Raw genomic sequence first — 15,412 nt, 5'->3', positions numbered from 1 at the left:
ACACGTTTTTGAAAGGACAATCATGTCAGAAGAACTTCGTTCCATCCCACCCCAACACGGGTCCTTTGTTTTTACGTCGGAGTCGGTGACCGAAGGTCATCCCGATAAGATCGCTGACCAGATCAGCGACGCCGTCCTCGACGCAATCCTCGCCAAAGAAATAGAGCTCCAGGAGCAGGGCTACATCGCCCCCAACGGCGTGCCTGCCAACGTGGAGAACGTCCGCTGCGCCTGTGAGACCCTCGTGACCACCGGCACCGTCATCGTCGCCGGCGAGATTCGCACCCAGGCCTACGTCGACGTACAGGAAATCGCCCGCGGCGTTATCCGTCGCATTGGCTACAACCGTGCCAAGTTCGGTTTTGACTGCGACACCTGCGGCGTTATGAGCCTTATCCACGAGCAGTCGCCCGATATCGCCCAGGGCGTCGACGAGTCCTTCGAGACCCAGACCGGCGCCACCACCGACCCGATCGACCTGATCGGCGCCGGCGACCAGGGCATGATGTTCGGTTATGCCTCCAACGAGACCAAGACCCTCATGCCCATGCCGCACTACCTGGCAAGCCGCCTGGCCGAGCGCCTGGCCGCCGTGCGTCACGACGGCACCCTCGCCTATCTGCGTCCCGACGGCAAGACCCAGGTCACGGTGCGCTACGAGGAAGGCAAGCCCGTGGAGGTCACGACCATCGTCATCTCCACGCAGCACGCTGCCGAGATTGAGGACATGGGCAAGATCAAGGCCGACCTCATCGAGCATGTCATCGCGCCTGTCATGGCTGCCGAGAACATGCCTTGGGACGGCGCCGACATCTACGTAAACCCCACCGGTCGCTTTGTCGTGGGCGGCCCCATGGGCGACACGGGCCTGACCGGCCGCAAGATCATCGTCGACACCTACGGCGGCTACGGCCGTCACGGTGGCGGTGCCTTTAGCGGCAAGGACTGCACCAAGGTTGACCGCTCCGCCGCGTATGCCGCGCGCTGGGTCGCCAAGAACGTGGTCGCCGCCGGTCTGGCCGACCGATGCGAAGTCGAGCTTGCCTACGCCATCGGCGTTTCCAAGCCCCTCTCAATCATGGTCGACACCTTCGGTACCGCGCATGTTGCCGAGGACAAGATCGTCGAGGCCGTAGAGAAGACCTTCGACCTGCGCCCGGGCGCAATCATCCGCGACCTAGACCTGCGTCGCCCCATCTACGAAAAGACGGCAGCCTACGGTCACTTCGGCCGCGAAGACGCCGACTTCACCTGGGAGAAAACCGACCGAGTCGATGAACTCAAAGCAGCCTGCGGCCTGTAAGCTAACGAGAAAAGCCACAGCCAAATAGAAACGCACCAATAGAAGTACCGGCTCCAACCGGTACTTCTTTTTTATTAATCCGGTGGTGAAGATATATCGATATGAGCCCACGCTGCGTCACCAGCTAATGAATTTTGCAGCATGCGCACTTCTACCATGTATCCTTAGTCCCGAGGGGCGGGGCATAAGGTCGATCGCGAGTTCCGCACGAGCCGGAGAGCACTTAATGTGCTCTCCGTGCGAGCAGGACTGCCCGAGCAGGCGACCTTATGCCCCGCCCCTCGGGACGACGAGACAAGGCAAAGGAGCAGCCATGGCAGGCAAGCCGCAAACACTAGCTACGACCTCGGCATTCGAGATCTTGGGCCCCGTCATGGTCGGCCCCAGCTCATCGCACACCGCCGGCGCCCTGCGCTGCGCCCAAGTTGCCGCCAGCCTGCTGGAAGGCCGCATCACTAAGGTCACCTTTGGCCTGTGGAACTCCTTTGCCCACACCTACCGCGGCCACGGCACCGATCGTGCGCTCGTCGCGGGCATCCTGGGCCTCGACACCGACGACGAGAACATCAAGCAGGCCTTCGACCTCGCACGCGAGCAGGGCCTCGACTACCACTTTGACATCAAGGGCGACGACGCCTCCATCCACCCCAACACGGTCGACATCGACATGGTCGACGCCACGGGAGCCACGGCTCAGGTACGCGGCGAGAGCCTGGGTGGCGGCAAGATGCGCATCAGCCGCATTAACGGCGTCGGCGTCGATATCTCGGGCATGTATTCCACGCTGTTTGTGGCACACCAGGACGTCCCCGGCGTGCTCGCCGCGCTCACCAACCTCCTCGCCTACGCCCATGTGAACATCGCCTTCTGCCGCACCTACCGCACCGAAGTGGGCGGCCAGGCCTACTCCGTCTTTGAGACCGACGGCGCCCCCGACGACACCGTCGTCCCCATGCTCCGCAAGCTCGACAATGTCGATTACGCGACCTTTATCGAGCTCCCCGGTTCTGCCTCGTCGCTCTCCCCCGGCGTCTCGGCAAAGGAAATCTTCGACGACGGCGAGCAGCTGCTCGATGCGTGCGAGGAACTGGGGCTCAACATCGGCGCCGTCATGGCCGTGCGCGAGGCACGTCTGACCGGCGAGGCACACGCTATCGCCGCCATGCGCCGCGTACTCGACGTCATGCGCGAAGAGACCACAGCCCCCATTTCCAATCCACAGCGCTCGCTCGGCGGCCTCATCGGCGGCGAGGCAAAGCTTGTCGATGCCACCAGCCGAAACGATCTGAGCATAAGCCTGATGGGCGCCGTCCAGACCGATGCCGTGGCCCGCGCCATGGCCGTCCTTGAGCGCTCCGCCACAATGGGAGTGATCGTCGCCGCCCCCACGGCCGGCTCCGCAGGCGTCGTGCCCGGCTGCGTGCTGGCGCTCGCCGACCATCTGCAACTGGACGATGAGCAAGTCATGGACGCCCTCTACTGCGCCGCCGCCATCGGCCTCAACCTCACCACGAGCGCCTGCGTCGCCGGCGCCGAGGGCGGATGCCAAGCCGAGGTGGGAAGCGCGGCCGCCATGGCCGCCGCCGCGCTGGTGCAGATGCTCGGAGGCACGCCTGAGCAGGCACTCGACGCCAGCTCCATCGCCCTGAGCAACCTGCTGGGCCTGGTCTGCGACCCGGTGGGCGGCCTCGTGGAGGTGCCGTGCCAAAACCGCAATGCCATCGGCGTGGCCGCGGCATTTAGCTCGGCGCAGCTTGCACTTGCCGGTATCAAGAGCCTGGTGCCGTTTGACCAGATGGCGCACGTCATGCTCTCCGTGGGCCACGCGTTGCCGGCCACGCTGCGCGAGACGGCAAAGGGTGGCATCGCGCAGGCTCCGGCCGCACTTTCGGCCTGTGCAAAATGCGGTGTGTGCGGATAGCGACAAAGAAAGACTCGAAGGTGGGACAAATGTCCCACCTCTTTTGAATGCCACCGTTTCCATACCACAAACAACTGGGTAATCGCTATAATGCAAGCCCAGTAAAAACACGATGAGCCGCAAGGCGAAATCCGAAGGATATGCATACGATGTCGCAAAACGATCGAACTCAACTGATTCCCGATCCGCAGCAGCCGAGCAGGCACACCGGCGGCGTTCAGTCGCCGCGTCCTATCGCGCCGAGCCACGGTCAGCAGCGTGGTGCGGCAAACGCTTCGCAACGCCCGAACCAGCAGCGCCAGCAGCGCCAGGCAAACGGCAATACGCCCAAGCAGCCCCCCACGCACGGTCGAGGCGATCGCGACCCCGCGCGCAAACCCACCGGGAACAATAAGTCGGGCAAAAAGACGACGCTCTTTGTCCTCCTGGGTCTTATCGTCATTGTCTATATCGTAGGCGTCGTAGCGTTTTCGCAGGTAGCCTACCCCAACACCGCCATCGCCGGCGTCGACGTCTCGTTCTCCAACGCTTCGTCTGCCGCCACCAAGGTCAACTCAGCGTGGAAGCACTATAAGCTCACCGTGGCGGGCGATGACTTTAGCTGGACCTATCAGCCCGAGTCCGATGAGCCCATCGTCGACGGCGAAGCTGCCGCAAAAGAGATCATCAACCACAACGAAGCCTTTGTATGGCCGGTCCGCCTTGTAGAATCCTTAAGCGGCAAGACCAAAACAACCGCTACCTCCAACGAAGTAGATCTTGATCAAGACGTCGACCTGTCCATGCTCTCCGATACCTTTGACCAAAAGCAGTTTGAGAAGGATCTGGGCACCGCCATCGATGAGTTTAACGAGGGCCGTTCGGGCACGTTCGAGGCCAATAGCTCCTATGACGAGCAGGCCGGCAAGTTTACCGTCGAGAAGGCGCGCTCCAACGAAAAACTCGACCGCGAGCATGTCATTAAGTATGCCGAGCTCGAGCTTGCCTCGCTGTCCGAGACCGTAGACCTTTCCAAGCTCGGCAACGATGCCTATGAGCCGCTCAATGGAACGCTGACCGATGATCAGATTCAGGCCGCATGCGATGCCGCCAACAACTTCCTGGGCGTCAACGTGACCCTCAAGCTCAACGGCGAGGATGCCGGCAAGGTTGATGGCAGCTCCGTGTTGCAGTGGATCAGCTTTGCCGATCCGGCCAACCCCACGCTCGATACGTCGCAGATCGGCAGCTGGGCAGCCGAGCTCGCCAACGGCTTTAACACCGTGGGCTCCACTCGCTGGTGGACGCGCGCCGATGGCAAGCAATGCGCCGTCGAAGGCGGCGACTTTGGTTGGTCCATCGACAGCAGCTCGCTCGCCAAGCAGGTCGAGGACGCCATTAACAACAAGCAGACCGGCGAAATCGAGATCAAGTACTCCCAGAAGGCCGACACCTTTACTGCAAAGGGAGAGCCCGACTGGAAGGCATACGTCGATGTCGATCTGTCCGAGCAGCACGCGCGCTACTACGACGAGAGCGGCAATATCGTGTGGGAGGCCAACTTTATCTCCGGCAAGCCGGGAGAGGACGCCACCCCCGAGGGCGTATGGCAGATCAACAGCAACAATGGCGCCAGCAAGCTTATCGGTGCCAAGGACCCCGAGACCGGCAAGCCCAAATACGAGAGCCCGGTCAGCTATTGGATGCCGTTTGAGGGAAACATGGTCGGCTTCCACGATGCAACGTGGCAAAACGACAAGAGTTTCGACGATCCCAACTCCTACAAGTGGTGCGGCAGCCACGGATGCATCAACCTTCGCCTGGCCGACGCCAAGGCGCTGCACGATTGCATCAAAGTCGGCCTGTGCGTGGTTGTCCACTCGTAGTGCAACGCGCGCATTCATACAACATGCAACTGCTGCGACCAATCTAACAATTCCGAAAGATACCGTCCTATGCGCCTGGCCCAACCGGCGGGCGCATATACTTATCAAGGTTCTTTCTATAAAGGAGACGCTATGCCGAATGTCCCCAACATCACCCCGGGCCCGGATGATACCGAGCACACGCCCGAAGGTGCCACCGAAACGCTTCCTCTGATCACAGACGTACATGCCGACAAGGAGAGCGGACGCACGAACGATACGGCCGAGATTTCCGATGAAGAGGCATATGCCAAGCTCAAGGCAAAACGTGCCGAACGTCGACGCAAAAAGCTGATTCGACGCGGCATTGCCGCCGGCATCGTGGGTGTCATCGCGCTCATTGCTATTGTTGCAACCCTGGTTATCAATGCGCAGCCACAGGGCGATAGCAGGCCTGCGACCGACATGGTGACCGAGGGCACGTTTAGCACAACGGTCGAGGCAAAAGGCCAGCTCAAACCCATTTCGTCCTCAGTGGTCTCCCCTTCTGCCGACGGCACGGTCGATTCGATCAACGTGCAGGCAGGCCAATCCGTCAACGAGGGCGACGTGCTTATGACCATTAAAAACGAAGAGCTCGATCGCAACGTTGCCGAGGCGCAGCGTGCAGTTGCAGCCGCTCAAGAAGACCTCGCCAACGCGAAGAAAGCCGCAGCTGCCGCGCAGGCCAACCCAACGACGGACGTCGACGGAGGTTCCGCAGCGGCTGGCATCTCCGCCGCATCAGCGGACACGAACGCCGTATCGGCCGCGCAGCGCAGCCTCACATCGGCCCAGGCAAACCTCGATCAGGCGAACGCCAAGGCCGCCAGCCGTACGGTCACGGCCCCGAGCTCGGGCAGCATCGTGGCGCTCAACGCCAAGGTGGGCGCCACGGTAACAGGCGGCATGATCATGGGCGAAAGCGATACGAGCGGCGGCAAGCAGTGCATGCAGATCGCCGACCTGTCCAAGATGAAGGTGACGGTTCAGGTGGGCGAAAAGGATATCGTCAAAATTGCCGTGGGCCAAAGCGCCAACGTGACCTACCCCGCGTTTCCCGATATCGTGAGCCAGGGCACCGTCACGGCTATCGCCTCGGTGGCAAACTCCGACTCCTCCTCCGGGAGCGGCGGCAGTGTGACCTTCAACGTCGACATCCTCATCGAAGCACCTGACAGTCGCCTTAAGCCGGGTATGACTGCCGAGGTCTCGGTAGTGACCGAGAAGCTCGACGACGTGGTGATGGTGCCGACCATGGCGCTGATGACCGAAGATGGCGAGCACTATTACGTCAATTTGGCCACCGATTCGGAGGGCAAAAAGACGCGCCGCGTGAAGGTGACCGTCGTGACGCAAAACGACAACGAGGCTGTAGTCGGTAAGGCGCAGGTCAAGCGCGACGACCAGGGCAACGAGATCAATCCAGACGTCCCGGTTACCAAGCTACGCGACGGCGACACCATCGTGACGGATACCGGCACAGGAATGACGGCAGACGGCGGCGACAACATGCCTGCCGACGAGGGCAAGTAATGCGTCCCGTCATCGACATCCGCAACGTGCACCGCATCTTTGAGAGCGAGGCCGGTTGCGCCCACATCCTGCATAACGTGAGCCTGGCAGTAGACCCCGGTGAGTTCGTTGCCATCACCGGCCCCTCGGGCTCGGGCAAGTCGACGCTCATGAACATCCTGGGCTGCCTGGACAAACCGACGGCGGGCGATTACTTCCTGCAAGGGCTCAACGTCGCCGAGCTCGACGATGACGAGCTCACCGAGGTGCGAGCGCTGAGCATCGGCTTTGTCTTTCAGAGCTTTAATCTGCTGCCGCGCCTGACGGTGATCGAAAACGTCATGCTGCCGCTGTCCTACACCAATGTGCCGCGCAGCCAGCGCGAGATGCGCGCCGTACACGCGCTGCAGGCCGTCACGCTGCCCGTCGACCACTGGGACCACCGCATATCCGAGCTCTCGGGCGGCCAGATGCAGCGCGTCGCCATCGCGCGCGCCCTTGTCAACGATCCACCCATCATTTTGGCCGACGAGCCGACGGGCAACCTGGACTCCGCCACGGGAGCGCTCGTCATGGAAACCTTCCACAAGCTCCAGGAGCGCGGCAAAACCATCGTGCTTATCACACACGACCCCGGCATCGCCGCCGAGGCCGACCGTGCCGTGACCATCCGCGACGGTCGCATTCACGACGGCGCGTATATTCCGCATGCACCGCGGACCCTACGCAGCGCCGTAGATAACCTGCCCATGATTTCCGCCTCCGCCAACCCGCCGAAAGGAGTGATGGCATGAGCGCCCGCGATCTTATCCAGGAAGCCCTTCACTCGCTCGAGGCCAACAAGGGGCGCAGCCTGCTCACCATCCTGGGCATTGTCATCGGCATCGCCTCGGTCATTGCCATGACTTCGCTCATCGGCGGCATCCAAAACAGCTTGGTCAACAGCCTTGGCCTCAACGCAGCTCGCATGGTTCAGATCTATTCGTCCCAAGAACTCTCTGATTCTGACGTCCAGAAGCTTAAAAAACTGGTGCCGCAGATAGAACAGATCGGCATTGTCAAAAGCGCGTATACCGAGTACAAGACCGGCGATAAAAGCTATACCGTCATGGCACAGGGTGTCGATAGCGACATGCTCGACGCCGTGGGTGCCAGTAAGCTCGTTGCGGGGCGCACCTACACCGATGTCGAGTCAAAGGCAGGCTCGCGCGTGGCGCTCATCAGCCGCGGCGGCGCCGATCAGCTTTACGGCAACGAACAGGATGCGCTGGGAAAAACCATCAAAGTGTCCAACGGCGAGGTGCAGATTGTAGGCGTGATTGATGGCGGCGGCGACTCCATGGGCTCGCTCACTTTGTATATGCCACGCGAAACCATCTCCGGCCTATTTGGCGACGAGAATCCTTCATTCCCCAGCGTGACGGCACTTGCCGCCGAGGGCACGGACATGGATGAGCTCTGCAAGACCATCGAGTCCAAGGTACGCGCGATGAAGGGTATCGCGGAGGATGATGAGTACGACAGTGTATCGGCTACCTCCATGAAAAGCGCTATCGACTCCCTCAATTCCTTTATGGGCGCCTTCTCGCTCATCATGGGTGCTGTCGCCAGTATCTCGCTGCTTGTCGGCGGTATCGGTATTATGAACATGATGCTCACCAACGTGACTGAGCGCATCCGCGAGATCGGCATCCGTCGCGCTCTGGGCGCCAGTCGTCGCGATATCACCGCACAGTTTTTGGCCGAGTCCTCGGCGCTGTGCGTCACCGGTGGCCTGCTGGGTGTCCTGATAGGCTATCTGCTGGCCTGGGGCCTCGCGATGTTTGCCTCCGGATCCGGGATTCTTGGCGAGCTCGGTGCCAGCGGGCAAATCACCCCGAGTTTTTCAATCGCCACGGTGCTGCTGGCCTTCGCCGTCTCCGTCGGCATCGGCGTAATCTTTGGCTTCTACCCCGCTCGACGCGCGGCAAAGCTCGACCCGGTGGAGTGCCTACGCTACCAGTAAGCCACCACCAACAAGTTGCGGTGAATTAGGGACTGAATATGCTATCTAGCAGAAAAAACAGACACTATTTCACCGCAACTCATTGAAGGGCTGTTTGCGCCAGTTTCGGGCGTCGTCCTCGAGCTCTGGCGGATGACGGGCTTGTACGGGTCGAGCTTGCTCGGGGCGATCCTCCTCGCGGGCGGGAGGGCGCGCTAGGCGCGGCGAGCGCCTAGCGCGCGAACTCCCGTAAGAGCGCATCTTCCACTTCCCGAAGCGAAAGGGCCCCGCCTCCCTCGGCGGGGCGGGTGACCACGATACAGCGCGCTCCCACGGCGCGCGCTGCGGCGAGCTTCTCGGCCGTGCCGCCTACGGTTCCCGAGTCCTTGGTCACAAGCCACTGGGCGCCCACCTGCCGAAGCATCGCCTCGTTGAGCTCGCGGGTGAAGGGCCCCTGCATGCCGATGACGTGCGACGGCGAAAACCCCGCGTCGATGCACTTCGTTATAGCACCGGGCAGCGGGAGCACACGCACGAAGAAGCGCTCCGCGAAATCGGCGACGCGCGTGTAGGGAACAAGCTCCTTGCTCCCCGTCGTGAGAAGAACGCGACCCGGGTTCTCGGAGAGAAAGCGCGCCGCGCAGGCAATCGACGCGACCGGCACGATGCCTTTGGGCAGCGCCTCGACCGGGCGCGCAAGGCGCAGGCATCGTGCACCCACGGCGAGCGAAGCAGCCCGGATGTTGTCGCTTGCGAGCGTAGCGAAGGGGTGCGTGGCGTCGACGACGATGCGCGCGCCGGAAAGCTCGCGCTCCATGTCGGCATCGTCGAGCCTGCCCGCATGCACCTCGATGCCCGGAAGCTCACCCAAAAGCTCGCCTCCGTACTCGGTTGCCGCGTAGGCACGGGCGGGGATGCCCGCCCCGCTCGCCCATTCGCACAGAAGGCGGCCCTCGGTGGTGCCGGCGAAGATGCGCAGCGCCGGCACGGATGCGGGGGCCGTCACTTCGCGCCACCCGTGCGCGTGATCTGGTAGAGCAGCGCGTTCATAATGGCGGCCGCCACGGTCGAGCCGCCCTTGCGACCCCTCGCGACGATGGCTGGCACGCGTCGTGCGAGTAGCTCCTCTTTCGCCTCGACCACGTTCACAAACCCGACCGGCACCCCAACGACGAGCGCGGGCGCGATCTTCCCCGCGTCCATGAGCTCGGCGAGGCGCAGAAGTGCTGTGGGAGCGTTGCCGACGGCCACGATGAGCGGACCCTCGATGCCGCAAGCTTTGTCCATGCTCGCAACGGCGCGAGTCGTGCCCGCGGCGCGCGCAGCCGCGGCGACATCAGGGTCGGCCATGTAGCACACGGCCTTGCAGCCGAGCTTCGCGAGCGCGGGCTTGCTTATGCCTGCAAGCGCCATGTTCGTGTCGGTGAGCACCGTGGCCCCTGCGCGCAGTGCGTCGAGCGCACAGTGCGCGGCGTCATGGGTGAACACGAGAGAATCGGCGTACGAGAAGTCGGCAGTGGTGTGGATGACGCGCTTCACGACGGGCTCTTCGAGCGGCGGGAACGTGCGGCCGCCGAGCTCTTCGGTGATGATCTCGAAGCTGCGCCGCTCGATGTCGCCGGGCGCCATCTCCTTGGAATCCATCTAGTACTCCACTCCTTCCCTTGCACATATCCCCTGCTCGTAGGGATGTTTCTCGCACCGCATCTCGGTTATGTAGTCGGCCTTCTCCACGATCTTGCGGGAAGGCGCGCGCCCGGTGAGCGCTACTTCGACGCCGCGCGCGGACATATCGAGCGCGCGGTCCACGAGCGCCTCGTCGACAAGCCCCTTCGAAAGCGCGTCGAGTGCCTCGTCGAGCACGAGCAGTCCCTCTTGCGCGCCCTCGAGCTCGGCGAGCGCGGAAGCAAGGTTCCCATCGTGCAGCTCGCACGTCGCGGCAAGTTCTTCCGACGTCATCGACCAGGTAAACTTGTCCGACACCTTCCCCGCGAACACGGGCACGCCGAAATGCTCGGCGAGCAGGCGCACCTCCCCGCTTTCGCCGTCTTTCAGGAACTGCACGACGACGACGCGGCGGCCTGCAGCGAGCATGCGAAGGGCGAGGCCCATCGCCGCCGTGGTCTTGCCTTTGCCGTCGCCATGATACACGTGGATCATACGCCCTCCTCGATAATGCGGTAGACATACTCCATGTCGAGCACCCCGCGCACGACGTCGGCCAGGCGGTCAAACTCGCGCGCACGGTGATCGGCCGCGGACGCCGCGCCCGCAGCACCCACGACGCTCTCGGGCAGGCCGCGCATGCGCGCGAGCGAGCGCGCGAGGGCGAGCGCAACCCCCGGTTCGTCGAACAGGCCGTGGAGATAGGTTCCGAACACGTTTCCGCAGGCCGCGCCTTCCGGTTTGCCGCCAATCGTGCCCGCAGGAGCGCAGGAGACGGTCGTTTCGCCGTCGTGAATCTCGTACCCGCGCGCCGTCATGCCGTTCCACACCGAGAACGCGCCTTGGGCGCCCGTGATGCGCAGCTCCGACTGGGCGAGGCGCTTTTCCTCCTTGAACACCGTACTTGCAGGGATGAGCCCGAGCCCGCGCGCGGTGCCAGCGCCTTCCCTGCCGTGCGGGTCGGAAAGCTCGTCTCCCAAAAGCTGGTAGCCTCCGCATATGCCGAGCACCGGCGTGCCCGCGCCCGAAAGCGCGCGTACACAGGCTCCGATGCCGCTAGCCGCAAGCCAGCGCGCGTCGTCGAGCGTAGTCTTCGAGCCGGGAAGCACCACCAGGTCGGGTCGGCCCAGATCGGTCGTCGAGGAAACGTAGCGCACGCCCACGCCGGGCACGCGCGAAAGCGGGTCGAAGTCGGTGAAATTCGACAAATGCGGAAGGCGCACGACGGCGACGTCGATGACGCCGCGCGCCTCGCGGGCAGATAGGCGCGGCGCGAGCGAGTCCTCGTCGTCAAGGTCGAGCGTAAGATACGGCACGACACCCACGACGGGAACTCCGCACATCTTCTCGAGCGGGGCCAAACCCGGGCGCAGGATTTCCACATCGCCGCGGAACTTGTTTACCACAAGCCCCCGCAAAAGCGCGCGGTCCTCGGGCGCAAGGAGCGCGACCGTGCCGTAGAGCTGGGCAAATACCCCGCCCGGGTCGATGTCGCCCGCAAGCAGCACGGGGGAGGACACGGCGCGCGCGAGCCCCATGTTGACGATGTCATTTTCGGCAAGGTTGATTTCGGCGGGGCTGCCGGCGCCCTCGATGACGATGACGTCGTTTTCCTCCGCGAGCGAATCGAACGCCTCCAAAATCTGCGGCATGAGCGCCTTCTTTCGCGCGAAGTAGTCCCTCGCAGCGAAGGCTCCCTGCGCCTTGCCGGCCACGATGAGCTGGCTTCGGTGGCCGCTTTCAGGCTTGAGCAGGATGGGGTTCATGCGCACGTCGGGCGGGATGCCGCACGCCTCGGCCTGCATGATCTGGGCGCGCCCCATCTCGAGCCCGTCGGCCGTGACACCGCTGTTGAGTGCCATGTTCTGGCTCTTGAAGGGAGTCACGCGCAGGCCGTCCTGCGAAAGCACGCGGCACAGCCCCGCCGCAAGCAGGCTCTTCCCCGCGTTCGACATGGTGCCCTGGATCATGATGGGCTTGGCCCTACCCACGGGTATCGACCTCCTTCGCCAAGCCTCGGCCATCCGCGCCCGCCATAGCGCCGCCGCAAGAAGCGCCGCCCCGTTCGTCGGGTTCGCCTTCGCCCGATGCACCTTCCGCCCGAAGCGCGCGGCTGAACGCCATCGCAAGCCGGGCGTTCTCCTTGTGCGTGCGCACCGCGACGCGGCACCAGAAACGGGACAGTACCGAAAACGAGTCGCACGTGCGGACCAAAACACCCTGATTATACAGGCGCTCGGGGATGTCTTTCGCCGGCGTGCGGACTAAAAGGAAGTTCGCATCCGACGGCACGACGGAAAGCCCGAGCGAGGAGAGCTCGTGGGAAAGCCACGCTCGCTCGCCCGCCAATACATCGCGCGTGCGCGAGACGTATTCAACGTCTTCCAGGGCGGCGATGCCCGCGGCCTCGGCGACCGAGGAGACGGGCCACGCCTGCCCCGCCCGGCGAATCCCCTCGATGAGTTGGGCGTTTCCGCTGATCAGATATCCCAACCGCAACCCCGCCATTCCGTAGAGCTTGGTGAACGCGGAGAGCACGGCCACATGGCGCGAACACGCGGCGCGTGCGGCCACGCTCCTTTCGCGGGCGTCGGGCGCAAATCCGAGGAAGCACTCGTCCACGACGAGCAGCGCGCCCACCTGCTCGCAGCGGAAAGCCGCGGCATCGATCACGCTGGGGTCGACGAGGCGCCCCGTAGGGTTGTTCGGATTGCAGAGGTACGCCACGTCTCCCGGCCCCTCGATCGCGCGGGCGAAGGAGGCGGGCACGTCGAAGTCGTCCGCTTCGGAGAGCGGGAACTCCTGCACGCATGCGCCGTAGTACGATGCCGCCTCCGCATATTCAGAGAACGTCGGCGCGCACACGACGATGCGTTTCGGGCGCACCGCCGCGGCGAGCCGCCAGATGATGTCGGACGCGCCCGCGCCGCAGACGATAGTATCTTCGGGAATGCCCTGGGCGCGCGCTAGGGCGCGAACGAGGGCGAGGCTTTCCCTATCGGGGTAGGCGTCGATTCGAGAAAGCGCCTTGCAAGCTGCGGCGACGGCGCGCGGCGAGGGGCCTGCCGGATTCACGTTCACCGAGAAGTCAATGAGGTCGGAGGCACCCCCTTCGCAAGCGATGCCGAGCGATTGCGTGCTACCCCCATGCGCACGGGCGCGCAGGATTCCCCCGGCAGCCCGGGGCGCGGCGTGGTCTTTCCTCATGCCATCGCCCCCACGGCGAGCACGACCGCCGCGCGCGCGGCACCGAAGACGACGAGCGCGCATACGGACGCGGCGAGCATGAGCCTTGTCGCCCGGGCGATGTCGCCCCACTCGATTTCACGGGACGCGTCGCCTATCGTCGGTTTCTCAACGAGCTTGCCAAAATACACCGCGGGTCCTGCCAGGCGCAGCCCGAGCGCGCCCGCGCACGCTGACTCAGTCTGTGCCGCGTTCGGGCTCGCATGGCGACGCCTGTCGCGGCGCCAGATGCGCGCCGCCCCGCGCGCGTCGAGCCCGACGATCGGGCACACGGCGATCATGATCAGGGCCGATAAGCGCGAGGGAATCCAGTTCACCGCATCGTCGAGGCGCGCCGAGGCGCAGCCGAAGTCGATGTAGCGCTCGTTTTTGTAGCCCACCATGCTGTCGAGCGTGTTCACCGCCTTGTACGCCATGCCCAAGGGCGCACCCCCGATCATAAGGTAGAAAAGCGGCGCGATGACGCCGTCGCTCGCGTTCTCCGCCACCGTTTCCACGGCGGCGCGCGCGACGCCCTGCTCGTCGAGAACAGACGTGTCGCGTCCCACGATGAGCCCGACGGCTTCGCGCGCCGCGACAAGGCCGCCCCTCGAGAACACACGGGCCACGGCCAGGCTCTGGCGGCGCAGCTCGCATGCCGCGAGAATCTGATAGCTCGCCCATGCCTCGGCCACGAAGCGCAAGCCGGAGTGAACCATGCCGCAAAGATGCAGGATTCCCCAGGTCAAAAGCCCACACGCAAGCGGAAGCGCCACGGCGAGCACAAGCCCTGCGGCGCGCGTGCCCGCGGACGTTTGCGGGAATGCGCCCCGCAGGCGGCCTTCGGCCCACGTGATCGCGCGCCCCATGGCGACGACGGGATGGGGAAGCCAGCGCGGGTCGCCGAAGGCAAGGTCAGCCGCGAACCCGGCGGCGACGGCAAGAATCGTCATCACCGTGCATCGCCCCCCGAAGCGGGGTAAACGTCGCGAAGGCAGCGCCCATCCCATGTGGCGACCCATGCGCCGCCCGGCTCGGTATGCACGTCGAAGTATCCCATTGTCGGGACAGCTAGCTCGGAGAGCAGCGCTTTCACGGTACCCGCGTGAACGACGAAAACGGCGCGCCCACTCCCCTGGGCGCGCTCCGATTCGCACGCCTCCCGAAACGCCGCGACGACGCGGCGGGTGAAATCGCTCTTGCCCTCGCCATGCGGGCAGCGCGTCTCGCACCAGAAGTCTACCCAGGCGCGGTAACGCGCATCCTCTTTAAGCTCGGCGGCGCTTCGTCCCTCGAAGTCGCCGAAATCCATCTCGCGCAGACCGGGGCACGCCATAAGCTCCGCGTTCGGGAAGAGGATGCGCGCCGTCTGGTCGGTGCGGGCCATGCCGCTCGTGATAACACGGAACACGTCACGATCGCACGCGAGGTCGCGCAAAGCGCGCTCGCCCGCGCTCGACAGGGGCTCGTTGGTGCCCGCCCCGCTGTAGCGATGGTCTTCCGTGCCCGCCGTGGCACCATGGCGCACGAAGACGACTTCCAAAGGCGCGCCCGCGCCCTGCGTCCCTCGAGGCGCATCGGCAAGGTTTCCTTTGATGACCTGGGGTATCCCGCACGTCATGCGCACGACGACGTCGGCGCGCGCAGCGAGCGCGCATCCCAGGCGCCCCGCGCGCTCGCGCCATTGGGCGTCTTCCGCAAGCATGGGGACGACCCCCGAGCCGACCAAGGACAGAATCACTACGTCGAAGCCGATCAGCCGCTCGAGCGCCCGGTCAGCGTCGAGCGCGCGTACGAGTTCCTCAGCACGGTATGCGACGCGGCCGGCAAAAGCAGCGGGCACGCCGCCCTCCGCAAGCTGCGCCGCGTCGACGAAATCGTCCGCCGCGAACCCGAGCTTTTCGCGCACGAAGGTC

At 64.2% G+C, this 15,412-nt stretch carries 13 protein-coding genes; 6 read left to right on the top strand and 7 right to left on the bottom strand.

Annotated elements, in window-relative coordinates:
- Positions 1 to 22: 22 nt before the first annotated feature.
- From metK to DXB53_RS04470, 6 genes are all read left to right on the top strand, one after another.
- Positions 23 to 1,303 carry a methionine adenosyltransferase gene (gene metK / locus DXB53_RS04495; RefSeq protein ID WP_117583487.1) on the top strand — a complete coding sequence of 427 codons (1,281 nt, stop codon included), beginning with the start codon at positions 23 to 25 and terminating at the stop codon, positions 1,301 to 1,303.
- 313 nt (positions 1,304 to 1,616) lie between these two features.
- The gene (gene sdaAA / locus DXB53_RS04490; RefSeq protein WP_117583486.1) at positions 1,617 to 3,224 is read left to right on the top strand and encodes an L-serine ammonia-lyase, iron-sulfur-dependent, subunit alpha; all 1,608 of its coding nucleotides are present in this window, start codon (positions 1,617 to 1,619) and stop codon (positions 3,222 to 3,224) included.
- A 149-nt stretch (positions 3,225 to 3,373) separates the two neighbouring features.
- Positions 3,374 to 5,089 carry a L,D-transpeptidase gene (locus DXB53_RS04485; protein ID WP_158556492.1) on the top strand — a complete coding sequence of 572 codons (1,716 nt, stop codon included), beginning with the start codon at positions 3,374 to 3,376 and terminating at the stop codon, positions 5,087 to 5,089.
- Between the two features lie 132 nt (positions 5,090 to 5,221).
- Positions 5,222 to 6,643 carry an efflux RND transporter periplasmic adaptor subunit gene (locus DXB53_RS04480; protein ID WP_158556491.1) on the top strand — a complete coding sequence of 474 codons (1,422 nt, stop codon included), beginning with the start codon at positions 5,222 to 5,224 and terminating at the stop codon, positions 6,641 to 6,643.
- A complete protein-coding gene (locus DXB53_RS04475; protein WP_117583483.1) occupies positions 6,643 to 7,416 on the top strand; it encodes an ABC transporter ATP-binding protein in 774 nt (257 codons plus the stop codon). The genes DXB53_RS04480 and DXB53_RS04475 overlap by 1 nt, the downstream gene beginning before the upstream one ends.
- The gene (locus tag DXB53_RS04470) at positions 7,413 to 8,627 is read left to right on the top strand and encodes an ABC transporter permease (protein ID WP_117583482.1); all 1,215 of its coding nucleotides are present in this window, start codon (positions 7,413 to 7,415) and stop codon (positions 8,625 to 8,627) included. Before DXB53_RS04475 ends, DXB53_RS04470 begins: the two co-directional genes overlap by 4 nt.
- 211 nt (positions 8,628 to 8,838) lie before the next feature.
- Here DXB53_RS04470 and cobK read toward each other — a convergent pair whose 3' ends face one another.
- From cobK to DXB53_RS04435, 7 genes are read right to left on the bottom strand one after another with little or no spacing between them, the layout of a single operon-like run.
- Entirely contained in the window at positions 8,839 to 9,612 is a 774-nt protein-coding gene (gene cobK / locus DXB53_RS04465) for a precorrin-6A reductase (RefSeq protein WP_117583481.1), read from the bottom strand.
- Entirely contained in the window at positions 9,609 to 10,250 is a 642-nt protein-coding gene (locus DXB53_RS04460; RefSeq protein WP_117583480.1) for a precorrin-8X methylmutase, read from the bottom strand. The genes cobK and DXB53_RS04460 overlap by 4 nt, the downstream gene beginning before the upstream one ends.
- Complete coding sequence (locus tag DXB53_RS04455) at positions 10,251 to 10,766, bottom strand: cob(I)yrinic acid a,c-diamide adenosyltransferase (protein ID WP_117583479.1); 516 nt, start codon at positions 10,764 to 10,766, stop codon at positions 10,251 to 10,253.
- Positions 10,763 to 12,262 (bottom strand): cobyric acid synthase, encoded by a 1,500-nt coding sequence (locus DXB53_RS04450; RefSeq protein WP_233503803.1) that lies wholly within the window; start codon positions 12,260 to 12,262, stop codon positions 10,763 to 10,765. Before DXB53_RS04450 ends, DXB53_RS04455 begins: the two co-directional genes overlap by 4 nt.
- The gene (locus tag DXB53_RS04445) at positions 12,255 to 13,478 is read right to left on the bottom strand and encodes a histidinol-phosphate transaminase (protein ID WP_158556490.1); all 1,224 of its coding nucleotides are present in this window, start codon (positions 13,476 to 13,478) and stop codon (positions 12,255 to 12,257) included. The genes DXB53_RS04450 and DXB53_RS04445 overlap by 8 nt, the downstream gene beginning before the upstream one ends.
- Positions 13,475 to 14,449 (bottom strand): adenosylcobinamide-phosphate synthase CbiB, encoded by a 975-nt coding sequence (gene cbiB / locus DXB53_RS04440; RefSeq protein WP_117583476.1) that lies wholly within the window; start codon positions 14,447 to 14,449, stop codon positions 13,475 to 13,477. Before cbiB ends, DXB53_RS04445 begins: the two co-directional genes overlap by 4 nt.
- Positions 14,449 to 15,405 (bottom strand): histidine phosphatase family protein, encoded by a 957-nt coding sequence (locus DXB53_RS04435; RefSeq protein WP_233503802.1) that lies wholly within the window; start codon positions 15,403 to 15,405, stop codon positions 14,449 to 14,451. The genes cbiB and DXB53_RS04435 overlap by 1 nt, the downstream gene beginning before the upstream one ends.
- Positions 15,406 to 15,412: the final 7 nt, after the last annotated feature.

Origin of the sequence: Collinsella sp. OM04-5, assembly GCF_003439125.1 — a bacterium.
Lineage (GTDB): Bacteria > Actinomycetota > Coriobacteriia > Coriobacteriales > Coriobacteriaceae > Collinsella.
The sequence above is the reverse complement of the archived record's forward strand: the minus strand, read 5'-3'. Positions and strand labels throughout refer to the sequence as shown.